We start from the raw sequence: 12355 nt of genomic DNA on the forward strand, positions 1-12355 counted from the left end.
CGCGGGTTCCCGACTGCGACTTGTTCCGAGAAATGGATAATGCTTTGACAAATTCCGGCGCTGCTCCCGCTGTGTCGATCGTGGTGCCGGTCCGCAACGAAGCCGATAATGTGGCCCCGCTGATTGCCGAAATCGCCGCCGCGCTCGACGGCCGCTGGGCCTTCGAGATCATCTATGTCGACGACGGCTCCTCCGACGCCACGCCGCAGCGGATCTCGGCGCTGATGCAGCAGCGCGATAATCTGCGCCAGATCCGCCACGCCCAATCCGCCGGCCAGTCGGCGGCGGTGCGCACCGGCGTGCGCGCCGCGCGCGGCGCGCTGGTGGCGACGCTGGACGGCGATGGCCAGAACAATCCGGCCTTCCTTCCGGACCTGATTTCGGCGATCGAATCCGGTGGCGAGCGCGTCGGTCTGGCCGCGGGACAGCGGGTAGGACGCAAGGATACCGGCTTCAAGAAGCTGCAATCGCGGGTCGCCAACCGGGTGCGCGGCGCGATCCTGCGCGACGGCACCCGCGATTCCGGCTGCGGCCTGAAGGCATTCCGCCGCGAGGTGTTTCTGGCATTGCCCTATTTCGACGGCCTGCACCGGTTCCTGCCGGCTCTGGTGCGGCGCGAGGGGTTCGAGATCGCCTATGTCGACGTCACCGACCGCCCGCGCCACTCGGGCGTCTCCAATTACGGATTCTTCGATCGGCTGTGGATCGGGCTGATGGATCTTGCAGGGGTGTGGTGGCTGATCCGCCGCAAGAAATCGACGCCCGATGCGACCGAGGTGAAGTGATGCTGATCCAATTCGGGCAGGAGCTGAGCGACTATCTGTACGATGTGTTCGTCGCCAAATTCGATTTCTGGCTGGCCTTCGGCCTGGTGGCGCAGCTGCTGTTTACCGCGCGCTTCCTGGTGCAATGGATTTCCAGCGAGCGCGCGGGCAAGAGCGTGGTGCCGATGGCGTTCTGGTTCTTCTCGATGGGTGGCGGCTTGATGACGCTGGTCTATGGCATCGCCAAACGCGAGCCGGTGATCATCCTCGGCCAGGCGATGGCGACGGTCATCTATGTGCGCAACATCATGCTGATCGTGAAGAACCGCAGCCGCGGCTCAAAGACGCTGAGCAATTGAGCCACCGTCCGCTCGCGGCTGCGATCACGGCTCCAATTATGCCTTGGCGGCGTTGAACGCCGCAAACCCACGCTCCAGATCGGCCTTGAGATCGTCGAGGCTTTCCAGTCCGATATGGAGCCGCAGCGCCGGGCCGCCGGGCTGCCACGGCGTCACGGTGCGATAGCTGGCGCAGTCGAACGGAATCACCAGGCTCTCGAAGCCGCCCCAGGAATAGCCCATGCCGAACAGCTGCACGGTGTCGAGCAGGGCGTCGACGGCCTGTTGCGGCGCCGGCTTCAGCACGATGCTGAACAGGCCGGAGGCGCCGGTGAAGTCGCGCTTCCAGATCGCATGGCCGGGATCGGATTCAAGGGCAGGGTGCAAGACCCGGAGCACTTCCGGCCGCGCCTCGAGCCAGCGCGCCATCTCGAGCGCGGATTGCTGATGATGCGCCAACCGCACCGCCATTGTCCGCAGTCCGCGCAACGCCAAGAACACGTCGTCCGGTCCGGCGCAAACCCCGAGCAGGCGGATCGCCTCGGAGACCTGCGGCCAGGCTTTCGCATTGGCCGAGATGGTGCCGAACATGATGTCGGAATGGCCACCGATATATTTGGTCGCGGCCTGGATGCTGATATCGACGCCCTGGTCCAGTGAGCGGTGATACAGCGGCGTGGCCCAGGTGTTGTCGTCGATCACCAGCGCGCCATGGTCGTGGGCGACGGCGGCGATCGCGGGGATGTCGGGCATCTCGAAGCTTTGCGAGCCCGGCGCCTCGACCATGACGGCGCGGGTATTGGGCCGAATCAGCGCGGCGATGCCGGCGCCGATCAGGGGATCGAAATAGCTGGTCTCGACGCCGAACCGCGCCAGCAGCGTATCGCAAAAAACTCGCGTCGGCCGATAGGCGTTGTCGCAGACCAGCAAGTGGTCACCTGCCTTTAAAACAGCCAGCAGTGTGGTCGAGATCGCCGACACGCCGGAGGGCGTTAGCCCGACGCCGGCACACATCGGTCCTTCCAGTGCCATCAGCGCCTGCTGCAGCGCTTTGGTGGTCGGGTTTCCGTGACGGCCATAACTGAACTCGCCGCGATGGGCGTGCAGATCGGCGGCGGTCGGGTACAGCACGGTCGAGCCGCGCACTACCGGCGGATTGACGAAACCCTTCTGCGCCAGCGTGTCGCGACCTGCGGTCACCAGGCTGGTTTGAGTGCTGAGCGAGGCGGACGTGCCGCGAGCGTCGGAGGATGTCATTGGTAGGTCACTAGCCAAAATCGGTCATCCGCAGCCGCGGCGACCCATGAAAGATGCCGCGCCAGGCGGCTGCCGGGCGGTCTGCCTAATAGCAGGTCACAGAACATCGCCGTCAACCCCTTGACCCGGCGCTCAACTCGTTCTGTGATGCATGGCAGAGTTCTTGTGGCCGTGCGTTGGGGCTTGCCGCGATTCTGATGGACCGTTTGTCCGACCCCACCGGGTTTGACCGGCTGACGGGAGCACGGATGACGTGGACAAGGGCGCGGCGGGACTCTTTTCGACAGCACCAAGACAAGAATGCCGATATAAGCGGCCAGGATATCCCTTGAAAGGCTTCGCCATGAAACGCGTATCTCTCGTTCTTTCTCTCGCTCTCGCCGCCGGGTTCTCGATCCAGGCGGCGGACGCGCAGACCCTGAAGACGGTCAAGGACCGCGGGATGTTGTCCTGCGGCGTGAGCCAGGGCCTTCCCGGCTTCTCGTCTCCCGACGACAAGGGCAATTGGACCGGCCTCGATGTCGATGTCTGCCGCGCCATTGCGGCCGCGGTGCTCGACGATCCGAGCAAGGTGAAGTTCGTCCCGCTGTCGGCCAAGGATCGCTTTACCGCGCTGCAGTCCGGCGAGATCGACGTGCTGTCGCGCAATACCACCTGGACGCTGTCGCGCGATACCTCGCTCGGTGTCAATTTTACCGGCGTGACCTATTATGACGGCCAGGGCTTTCTCGTGAAGAAATCACTCAAGGTGAATTCGGCGCTGGAATTGAACGGCGCCTCGATCTGCGTGCAGACCGGGACCACCAACGAGCAGAATGTTGCCGACTATTTCAAGGGCAACAACATGAAGTACGAGGTGATCGCCTTCGCCAATGCCGACGAGGCGATCAAGGCCTATGAATCCGGCCGCTGCGACGTCTTCACCTCCGACGTGTCGCAGCTCTACGCCCAGCGCCTGAAGCTGGCGAATCCGGCCGATCACGGCGTGCTGCCCGAAGTCATCTCCAAGGAGCCGCTCGGCCCGCTGGTTCGCCACGGCGACGACCAGTGGTTCGACATTGTGAAGTGGACCCTGTTCGCGATGATCAACGCCGAGGAGCTCGGCATCAACCAGTCGAACGTGATGGAGATGGCGAAGTCCGACAAGCCGGAGCTGAAGCGGGTGTTCGGCACCGACGGCAATCTCGGTGAGCAGCTCGGTCTCACCAAGGATTGGGTGACGCGGATCGTCAAGGCGGTCGGCAATTATGGCGAGTCCTTCGACCGCAACGTCGGCTCCGGCTCCAAGCTCGGCATTGCGCGCGGCCTCAACCAGCTCTGGAACAAGGGCGGCATTCAATACGCGCCGCCGATCCGCTGATCGAATCGCAGATGGCGATCGAAGCCCGCCCACCGCCGGCGCAATATGTCGCAAAACTGCGCCGGCTGCTGGGCGGGCGGTCCGGATGGAAAGGACTCGTGGTCCAGCTGCTGTTCGTGGCGGCGCTGGCCTGGGTGTCCTACGAGGTCTTTGACAACGCCCGCGACAATCTGCGCAATCAGAACATCGCCTCGGGCTTCGGCTTCATGTCGCAGACCGCCGGCTTCGGGGTCAGCCAGACGCTGATCCCCTATACGGAATCCGACAGCTACACCCGGGTTTTCCTGGTCGGCCTGGTCAATACTTTGTTGGTGTCGGTGATCGGCATCTTCTTCGCCACGGTGATCGGCTTCATCGTGGCGTTGGGCCGGCTGTCGCCGAACTGGCTGTTGTCGCGGATCGCCGGCGGCTATGTCGAGCTGGTGCGCAACCTGCCGCTGCTGTTCCAGATCCTGTTCTGGTATCTGGCGGTGCTCGGCGCGCTGCCGACTCCGCGGCAAAGCGTATCGGTGTTCGGCAGCATCTTCCTCAGCAATCGCGGTTTCGTGGTGCCGAGCCCGATCGCCGAAGCCGGGACGACGGGCTTTCTGGTCGCGCTGGTGATCGCCATCGTGATCGCGCTGCTGCTGCCGGTCTATGCCAGGCGTCGGCTGTTTAACACCGGACATCTGCTGAAAATCTGGCCCTATGTGATCGGGGTACTGATCGGGCTGCCGCTGCTCGCCATCGCCATTTTCGGCAAGCCGTTCCATTTCGAGATCCCGGCGCTGCGCGGCTTCAATTTCGTCGGCGGCGCGCGGGTCGCGCCGGAATTCGTCGCGCTGACCCTGGCGCTGTCGACCTACACCGCCGCCTTCATCGCCGAGATCGTGCGCGCCGGCATCCAATCGGTCCATAAGGGGCAGATGGAAGCCGGGGCCTCGCTCGGCCTGTCGCGCGGCGCGACCCTGCGTCTGGTCGTGGTGCCGCAGGCGCTGCGGGTGATCCTGCCGCCGCTGACCAACCAATATCTGAACCTGACCAAGAACTCCTCGCTGGCGGTGGCGATCGGCTATCCCGACCTGTTCTCGGTGTTTGCCGGCACCACGCTGAGCCAGACCGGGCAGGCGATCGAGGTCATCGCCATCACCATGGGCGTCTATCTGTTGATTTCGCTGGTCACCAGCGCGCTGATGAGTTTCTACGGGTGGCGGATCGGCCGGAGCATGGGTGCATGAGCGAACTGGCCGCATCGGCGTTTGTCGCCAAGGATCTGGTGCCGCCGCGCAACGCGCCGGTCCGCACCACGGGTTTTGCCGGGCTGGTGCGAACCCGTCTGCTGAATTCGCCGACCAACATCATCCTGACCATTCTGGGCATCCTGCTGCTGTATTTCACCGTGGTGCCGTCGGTGAAATTCCTGCTGATCGACGCTGTATGGACCGGCGACAACCGCGACGCCTGTCTTGCCGAGACTGCCGGCCACACGGTCGGGGCCTGCTGGCCGTTCGTGGAGGCAAAATTCTCGCAATTCATCTACGGCTTCTATCCCGAGCCGGAGCGCTGGCGCGTCGACCTGACCTTCGGCCTGGCGGCGCTGCTGTTGCTGCCGCTGCTGATTCCGCGCGCGCCGGCCAAGGGCCTCAATGCCGGGCTGTTCTTCATCGCCTTTCCGGTGGTGGCGTATTTCCTGCTGCATGGCGGCGGGCTGCACGCCTTCGTGATGAGCTGGACCGCCGACATGCTGTCGGGCCTGGTCGGCAGCATCGGCACCGCCGGGCGCAAGCTGGCGCAATACGGCTCCGTCGCGGCTTTGGCGGGCACCGCGATCGGCTGGATCGCCGCGGCGTTGGCGGTGCTGATCTGGCCGCTGACCGCGTTGCGCGATCTGATCCAGTCGTCCAGCCATCCGCTATGGGCCGATCTGGCGGCGAGCGCGGTGATCGTCTCGCTGCTGGTGTTCGTGATCACCGGCGGGGCGCGCAATGGCTGGCGCGTGCTGCTGACGTCGCTGGGGCTGTTCGCCGGAATCGCCGTGGTGATCGTGCTGCTCGAGCTCGATCGCGGGGGGCTGCCGATCGTCGGCACGCGGCGCTGGGGCGGCTTGCTGATAACGCTGGTGGTGTCGGTCACCGGCATCGTCGCCTCGATGCCGATCGGGATCGCGCTGGCGTTGGGACGGCGCTCGACGATCCCGCTGATTCGGGTGTTCTCGGTCGGCTTCATCGAATTCTGGCGCGGCGTGCCGCTGATCACAGTGCTGTTTTTCGCCACCTATATGCTGCCATTGTTCCTGCCCGGCAATTTCACCATCGACGGATTGGTGCGGGTGCTGATCGGCATTGCGCTGTTCGCCGGCGCCTATAATGCCGAAGTCATTCGCGGCGGCTTGCAGGCAATTCCGCGCGGCCAGGCCGAGGCCGCCAGCGCGCTCGGGCTGTCCTATTGGCGGACCACCGGTCTGGTGGTGATGCCGCAGGCCTTGCGCCACGTCATTCCCGGCCTGGTCAATTCCTTCATCGCGCTGTTCAAGGACACCTCGCTGGTGTCGATCGTGGCGCTGTTCGATCTGCTCGGAAGCCTGCGGGCGTCGTTCGCCGATCCGGTGTGGTCGACGCCGACAACGCTGTTCACCGGCTTCGCCTTCACCGGGATGATCTACTTCGTGTTCTGCTTCGGCATGTCGCGTTATTCGCTATTCGTCGAACACCGGCTCAATGCCCACCGGCGCACCTGAGAGACCAAGTTGATGGCCGAAAAACCGATCGTTTCCGTCGCCGGACTGAACAAATGGTATGGCGACTTCCATGTGCTGCGCGACATCAGCCTCGACGTCGCCAAGGGCGAGCGCATCGTGATCTGCGGCCCCTCGGGCTCCGGCAAATCGACGCTGATCCGCTGCGTCAACGCGCTGGAGGAATTCCAGGAAGGCGAGATCGTGGTCGACGGCATCGATCTCGGCCCGAGCCTGAAACATGTCGACGAGGTGCGCCGCGAAGTCGGCATGGTGTTCCAGAGCTTCAATCTGTTCCCGCATCTGACCGTGCTGGAAAACTGCACGCTGGCGCCGATCTGGGTCCGCAACATTCCGAAAAAGGACGCCGAGGCCGAGGCGATGAAATATCTCGAGCGGGTGCGGATTCCCGACAAGGCCGACAAATATCCCGGGCAGATTTCCGGCGGTCAGCAGCAGCGCGTCGCGATCGCCCGTGCGCTATCCATGAACCCGAAAGTGATGCTGTTCGACGAGCCGACCTCGGCGCTGGATCCCGAAATGGTCAAGGAAGTACTCGACACCATGGTCGACCTCGCCGAGGAAGGCATGACCATGATGGTGGTGACCCACGAAATGGGCTTTGCCAAACAGGTCGCCAACCGCGTGGTGTTCATGGACGCCGGCCAGATCATCGAGGCCAACGCGCCGGAAGAATTCTTCTCCAATCCGCAGCACGCGCGGACCAAGCTGTTTCTCGGCCAGATCTTGCGCTGATAGTTCGGCCTCGGGGAGAGCTGCGCCACTGCACTGACCGTCGTGGTGAGGAGCGCGCAGTTGCGCGCGTCTCCAACCATGAGGAATGTTGATCGGAAGCGTTGCAGCGCGTCGTGTCGTGCATCCTTCGCGACACGGGCCTTCGTCTGCCGCATCCCCCGACCGCATCCTGAGTAGCGGCGCAGCTTCACGATCTCGCGGCTCCGATGAGCCCGAGGTTTGCGCAGGAACGCCCCTGAGAAGTGAGGGGCGGGGGCGCGCCGTGAGGCGCGGGAGTGGTGGTTGTGCGCGATCGGCTTGCGAGGCCGGTCGCGTCGCCTCAAGGGCGCGCCCACCGCGGCGATTTTCGGTTTTCGGCCCGTGCTTCCGGGGACAGGCGCGATACCGTTGCACCGCTTGATCCCGACGGTTTCCCGCCGTTCGCCTGTCCCGCGTCCAGCCAACTAACCAGTGGCAGGCTCTCATAGTGGAGCCGGACGGGGACCCAAAACCTCCCGGGGCATGCTTGCGAGGCACGCGCGCGGGACGCCGCATCCAACCGGGCTTCGCCATCGCTGGCTCCGCCCGGCCATTGACCCCGCTGGTTGCCCAGCGAAGTGCTCTGTCCCGCTTCACAAGCGCCCTCGAGAAGCGCCCCTCACGGACAGGACGATAGGAATATAATCAGATGACCATCTCCTGTCAAATAGTATCTGCGGTGCATGCGAGCCACGACCAAGCGACGGCTTGACGGACGCCGCAACGATGGTGTGCTAAGCGGCAACGAGGCGTTTCCATCGGAAGGCAGGGGCATGAAGATCGCGGTTGCGACCAAGGACTGGGCTACCATCACCGGCCATGCCGGCCAGACGCCGCGCTGGCTGGTCTATGACCTGAGCCAGCAGCGCGCCGGCCAGCCGCTGCCGGAGCCTGCGCGGATCGAACTGACCAAGGAGCAGTTGCCGCACTACTTCAAGGACGACGGCCCGCATCCGCTCGACGGCGTCGAGATCATTCTGGCCAGCAGCGCCGGCGACGGCTACGTCCGCCACATGAAGAAGCGCGGCGCCGACGTGATGCTCACCGGCGAGACCAATCCGGCCCGCGCCATCGATCGCCTCGTTGCCGGCGAAACGCTGCCAGACCAGCGCTTCGACATCACGACCTCGCTGTGCCGGCTGCGCGATCTGTTTTCGCGGCATTGAGGCGGCGTCGCGCGGGGCGCGGCGAATTTTGAGTTTCCGGCGCCCCACACGGCTAGGAAGATAGGAAATAGTCCAGAATTCGGCGACGATCATGCCGCGGCGGCATGCGCTACCGGATCACGGTCGACAGCGACGAGTAGCGCTTGGCGGGCTTTGGCTTGCCGGTACCGATCTGGTCGAACAAGTCTTTGACGCGTTCGGCGGGCGTCGCGTCCTCGGTGAAGAGATTGTCGTGCTCGGCTACGGCGGCCCGCGGCGCGTAGGTCACCGGGTCGTACAGCCAGGGATCGAACCGCTCGCTTGCACCGCCGCCCAACAGCGCGCCGACGGCCAACAGCAGCGCGAGCGAGGCCAGGGCGACGGCGGAGGAATGTCTGAAGATCGGCATGGCGTCGTGCATCCTTGTTTCCGCAAGGATGCGTCTGCAGGCATGACTCCGGAGTTGATGACGGCGCCGGTTCTGTGTGCACGGTTGCTTCGGGGTTAACCGTGCCGAGCAATTTCGATCAAATCGGCGGCTGCTGCCGACGCAGGTTGCCGCTGTTCAACGACAAATGCGTAGTACCGGCGTCACCATATGGCTCGCGACCAACTGGTGGCCGGGCGTGTCGATCACATCGGATTGCGCGGCCTCACGCCGTTTCGAACGGCACGTCGATCGTGCTGCGGGTTTCCAGCCATTCCGGCACCGGCAGGTTCTTGCCGCGCATGAAATCGGGGTTGAACAGCTTCGACTGATAGCGGCTGCCATAGTCGCACAGGATGGTCACGATGGTATGGCCGGGGCCGAGATCCTTGGCCATCCGGATCGCGCCGGCGACATTGATGCCGCTGGAGCCGCCAAGGCACAGGCCTTCGTGCAGCAGCAGGTCGTAGATGATCGGCACCGCTTCGCCGTCCTCGATCTGGTAGGCGTCATCGATCACCGCGCCTTCGAGATTGGCGGTGATGCGGCCCTGGCCGATGCCCTCGGTGATCGAGGAGCCTTCGGATTTCAGCGCGCCGTGCTTGTAGTAATTGTACAGCGCCGAGCCCATCGGGTCGGCCAGCGCGACGCGGATCTTGGCGTTGCGGGCCTTGAGGCCGAGCGACATGCCGGCCAGCGTGCCGCCGGTGCCGACCGCGCAGACGAAGCCGTCGAGTTTGCCGCCGGTCTGCGCCAGGATTTCCGGCGCGGTGGTGTCGATATGGGCCTGGCGGTTGGCGATGTTGTCGAACTGATTGGCCCAGATCGCGCCGTTCGGCTCGGACTTGGCGAGCTGGTCGGCGAGGCGGCCGGACAGTTTGACGTAGTTGTCGGGGTTGGCATAGGGCACCGCCGGCACTTCGATCAGCTCGGCGCCGCATAGCCGCAGCATGTCCTTCTTCTCTTGGCTCTGGGTTTTCGGAATCACGATCACGGTGCGAAAGCCGAGCGCATTGGCGACCAGCGCCAGCCCGATCCCGGTATTGCCGGCGGTTCCCTCGACCACCACGCCGCCGGGCCGCAGCGCCCCGCGCTTGACCGCGTCGCGGATGATGAACAACGCCGCGCGGTCCTTCACCGACTGTCCCGGATTCATGAACTCGGCCTTGCCCAGAATGGTGCAGCCGGTCGCCTCCGAGGCGTGGCGCAATTTGATCAGGGGGGTGTTGCCGATGGCCGCGACGACGTCGTGATGAATGGTCATGCTGTGGGGATCTACCGGATTGTTGGGGATGGTGGCGCGAGCCTAGTGGAGCGCGTTCGACCGCACAAGGCAGCGCCCACGGCGCCGCGCGGCGGCGCGATCATCGGGCCTTGGCGAATACCACCTGGCGGACGTCGATATTGCCGGACAGGAATCCGGCCTCGCAATAGGCCAGATAGTATTCCCACAGCCGCCGGAAGCGATCGTCGAAGCCGAGCGGTGTCAGCGTCGGCCAGGCGGCGCGGAAATTATCTCTCCAGGTCGCGATCGTCTTGGCATAATCTTGCCCGAAGATGTGCTCGCGAATGACAGGAACGCCGAATTTCTCGCCGAGCGATTTCAGCACATTTGGCGAGGGCAGCATTCCACCGGGGAACACATAGCGCTGGATAAAATCGACTTCGCGGCGATAGGCCTGGAAGAATTTGTCCTGAATGGTGATGGCCTGAATTCCCACCAGCCCGCCGGGCCGCAGCCGGTCGCGCAGTTGTGAGAAATATTGCGGCCAGAATTGCTCGCCGACCGCCTCGATCATCTCGATCGAGGCGATGCGGTCATATTGGCCGCGCTCGTCGCGATAGTCTTGGAATTTGATCTCGACCTTGTCGCCGAGGCCCGCCTGCTGCACGCGCTGTTGCGCGAAGTCGCGCTGTTCCTTGCTGATGGTGAGGCCGACCACTGAGGCGCCGCAATGCTTGGCGGCGTATTCGGCAAAACCGCCCCAGCCGCAGCCGATCTCCAGCAGGCGGTGTCCCGGACGCAGATCGATGGCTTCGGCGAGGCGGCGATATTTGTTGGTCTGCGCCGCGGTGAGGTCCTGGGTGTGCTCCTCGAACAGCGCCGACGAATAGGTCATGCTGGGGTCGAGCCAGGCCGAATAGAACGCATTGCCGATGTCGTAATGCGCGAAGATGTTGCGCTTGGCCTGGGCGCGGGTGTTGCGGTTGAACCAGTGCCGCACGATCTGGACGAAGCGCATCAGCGGGTTATCGCCGAGCATCGCCTGGATCAATTCGTGATTGATGCAGAACAGATAGAGGAATTGGGTCAGGTCCGGCGTGTCCCATTCGCCGTGTAGATAGGCCTCGGCGATGCCGATATCGCCGCCATTGAGCAGGCGCGAGGCAAAGCCGTAGCCATACAGTGTCATCGCCGCCGAGGGGCCGGGCTCCTGACCGCCGAGCCGGACCTTGCGGCCGTCGGGCAGGGTGACGTCGAGCGTGCCGCGCCGCAAGCGCGAGCCGAATGAGAACGCCAGCCTGACGATGCGCGGCAGATCGGCCAGTTCGGCATCGACATTCTCCGGCGTCAACGCGACCAGCTGCGGGTCCACGCTGCCATCGAACAGCAACTCTGTCTGGGCAATGGTCTCATAGGCCGCGCGAATAGACTGCTGGTCGACCTTCATTGGACTGAAGCACCTTTCCGAGAACCGGGCTTCGGTGCGGTTGCCGATAATGCCCTCTCACTCAACTGATCATGACGATCATAGCCATCATGGGGGCCACTCGCAAAGTTTGGCTGCGGCGGCGCGGGCGGGCGCGGCACCAGGCGCGCGCCCTTGATCCACAATCGCAGCGCCTCCCAATGGATCGCCGCCATGATCTTCAACGTCACCAGCGGCAGCGAGGCGAAGGCGCGTAGCAGCGCCCTGGTGGTCAGTTCCTGGCGGCAGCCGTGGAAGGTCGCGGCCAGCAGCGGGCCGTCGCGGTCGGTTTCCAGAATCCGTAGCTTGACGCTGTCGCCGGGCGGCGCCACCCGGAAGTGATAGCGCATTGCCATCTCAATGAACGGCGAGACGTAGAACAGCTTGTCCTGCTCCTGGCGGAGCCCGGCGGCGCTGATCTCGCCTGGCCGCACCGGCAGCACATAGGCGTGGATGTCGCCGAAGGTATTGCGGACCTCGTAGATCACCAAAGCGAGGTCGCCATTGGCGGCGTAGCAGAAATAAGCCGACAGCGGATTGAAGGTGTAGCCGAGCAGGCGTGGATAACATAGCAGCCACACCCTTCCGCCGGTCAGGTCGATGCCATGCGCCGTGGCGCAACGCTGCGCGTAATCGCGCAATGACGAGCCGTCGCGCGGGCCGTGGTCGGATTGGCGAAAGCTGTACAGCGCCGCGCGGTCGACACCAAAAAGCGGCGACAGCCGGTCGGCCTGATCGAGCCGGCCGAGATCGATCAGCAGGCTCATCACCCGATAGCTGAAGCGATGGCCCATCGGCTTGAGCCGGGCATGCATCACGTCGCCGACATACAAGGCTGCCGCGGCCGGGCCGGCAGTCGCTGGGGCGATTTCGGCGGGATGCGGCAT

General features: G+C 64.3%; 12 protein-coding genes. 7 read left to right on the forward strand and 5 right to left on the reverse strand.

Annotation, left to right across the window (positions count from 1 at the left end; translation table 11 throughout):
- Nucleotides 1-32 precede the first annotated feature (32 nt).
- Both RBJ75_RS04530 and RBJ75_RS04535 read left to right on the forward strand, forming a co-directional pair.
- Nucleotides 33-785, forward strand: a complete 753-nt coding sequence (locus tag RBJ75_RS04530; RefSeq protein ID WP_044405417.1) for a glycosyltransferase family 2 protein — start codon at nt 33-35, stop codon at nt 783-785.
- On the forward strand, nt 785-1123 hold the full coding sequence (locus RBJ75_RS04535; protein WP_276156894.1) for a lipid-A-disaccharide synthase N-terminal domain-containing protein: 339 nt from the start codon (nt 785-787) through the stop codon (nt 1121-1123). The genes RBJ75_RS04530 and RBJ75_RS04535 overlap by 1 nt, the downstream gene beginning before the upstream one ends.
- 36 nt (nt 1124-1159) lie before the next feature.
- Here RBJ75_RS04535 and metC read toward each other — a convergent pair whose 3' ends face one another.
- Entirely contained in the window at nt 1160-2359 is a 1200-nt protein-coding gene (gene metC / locus RBJ75_RS04540; protein WP_044417960.1) for a cystathionine beta-lyase, read from the reverse strand.
- 343 nt (nt 2360-2702) lie between these two features.
- On the opposite strand from metC, the gene RBJ75_RS04545 reads away from it, so the two are divergent.
- The 5 genes from RBJ75_RS04545 to RBJ75_RS04565 all read left to right on the forward strand — a co-directional run bounded on the left by RBJ75_RS04545 (nt 2703) and on the right by RBJ75_RS04565 (nt 8372).
- On the forward strand, nt 2703-3719 hold the full coding sequence (locus tag RBJ75_RS04545; RefSeq protein WP_044417962.1) for an amino acid ABC transporter substrate-binding protein: 1017 nt from the start codon (nt 2703-2705) through the stop codon (nt 3717-3719).
- 11 nt (nt 3720-3730) lie between these two features.
- Nucleotides 3731-4936, forward strand: coding sequence for an amino acid ABC transporter permease (locus RBJ75_RS04550; protein ID WP_044417958.1), 1206 nt, complete (start codon nt 3731-3733; stop codon nt 4934-4936).
- Nucleotides 4933-6435, forward strand: a complete 1503-nt coding sequence (locus RBJ75_RS04555; protein WP_044417956.1) for an amino acid ABC transporter permease — start codon at nt 4933-4935, stop codon at nt 6433-6435. The genes RBJ75_RS04550 and RBJ75_RS04555 overlap by 4 nt, the downstream gene beginning before the upstream one ends.
- 12 nt (nt 6436-6447) lie before the next feature.
- On the forward strand, nt 6448-7188 hold the full coding sequence (locus RBJ75_RS04560; RefSeq protein ID WP_044417954.1) for an amino acid ABC transporter ATP-binding protein: 741 nt from the start codon (nt 6448-6450) through the stop codon (nt 7186-7188).
- Nucleotides 7189-7979: 791 nt separating this feature from the next.
- Nucleotides 7980-8372: a NifB/NifX family molybdenum-iron cluster-binding protein gene (locus RBJ75_RS04565; protein ID WP_044415495.1), complete on the forward strand. Its 393-nt coding sequence runs from the start codon at nt 7980-7982 to the stop codon at nt 8370-8372.
- Nucleotides 8373-8481: 109 nt separating this feature from the next.
- Here the strand turns inward: RBJ75_RS04565 and RBJ75_RS04570 are convergent, their stop codons facing one another.
- The 4 genes from RBJ75_RS04570 to RBJ75_RS04585 all read right to left on the reverse strand — a co-directional run bounded on the left by RBJ75_RS04570 (nt 8482) and on the right by RBJ75_RS04585 (nt 12355).
- Nucleotides 8482-8772, reverse strand: a complete 291-nt coding sequence (locus RBJ75_RS04570; RefSeq protein WP_234707494.1) for a hypothetical protein — start codon at nt 8770-8772, stop codon at nt 8482-8484.
- Nucleotides 8773-9004: 232 nt separating this feature from the next.
- A complete protein-coding gene (locus RBJ75_RS04575; RefSeq protein ID WP_044415497.1) occupies nt 9005-10042 on the reverse strand; it encodes a cysteine synthase A in 1038 nt (345 codons plus the stop codon).
- Nucleotides 10043-10142: 100 nt separating this feature from the next.
- The gene (locus RBJ75_RS04580) at nt 10143-11450 is read right to left on the reverse strand and encodes an SAM-dependent methyltransferase (protein ID WP_080901163.1); all 1308 of its coding nucleotides are present in this window, start codon (nt 11448-11450) and stop codon (nt 10143-10145) included.
- Nucleotides 11447-12355: a DUF1365 domain-containing protein gene (locus tag RBJ75_RS04585; protein ID WP_276156895.1), complete on the reverse strand. Its 909-nt coding sequence runs from the start codon at nt 12353-12355 to the stop codon at nt 11447-11449. The genes RBJ75_RS04580 and RBJ75_RS04585 overlap by 4 nt, the downstream gene beginning before the upstream one ends.

Origin of the sequence: Rhodopseudomonas sp. BAL398 (assembly GCF_033001325.1) — a bacterium.
Taxonomy (GTDB): Bacteria; Pseudomonadota; Alphaproteobacteria; order Rhizobiales; family Xanthobacteraceae; genus JARJEH01.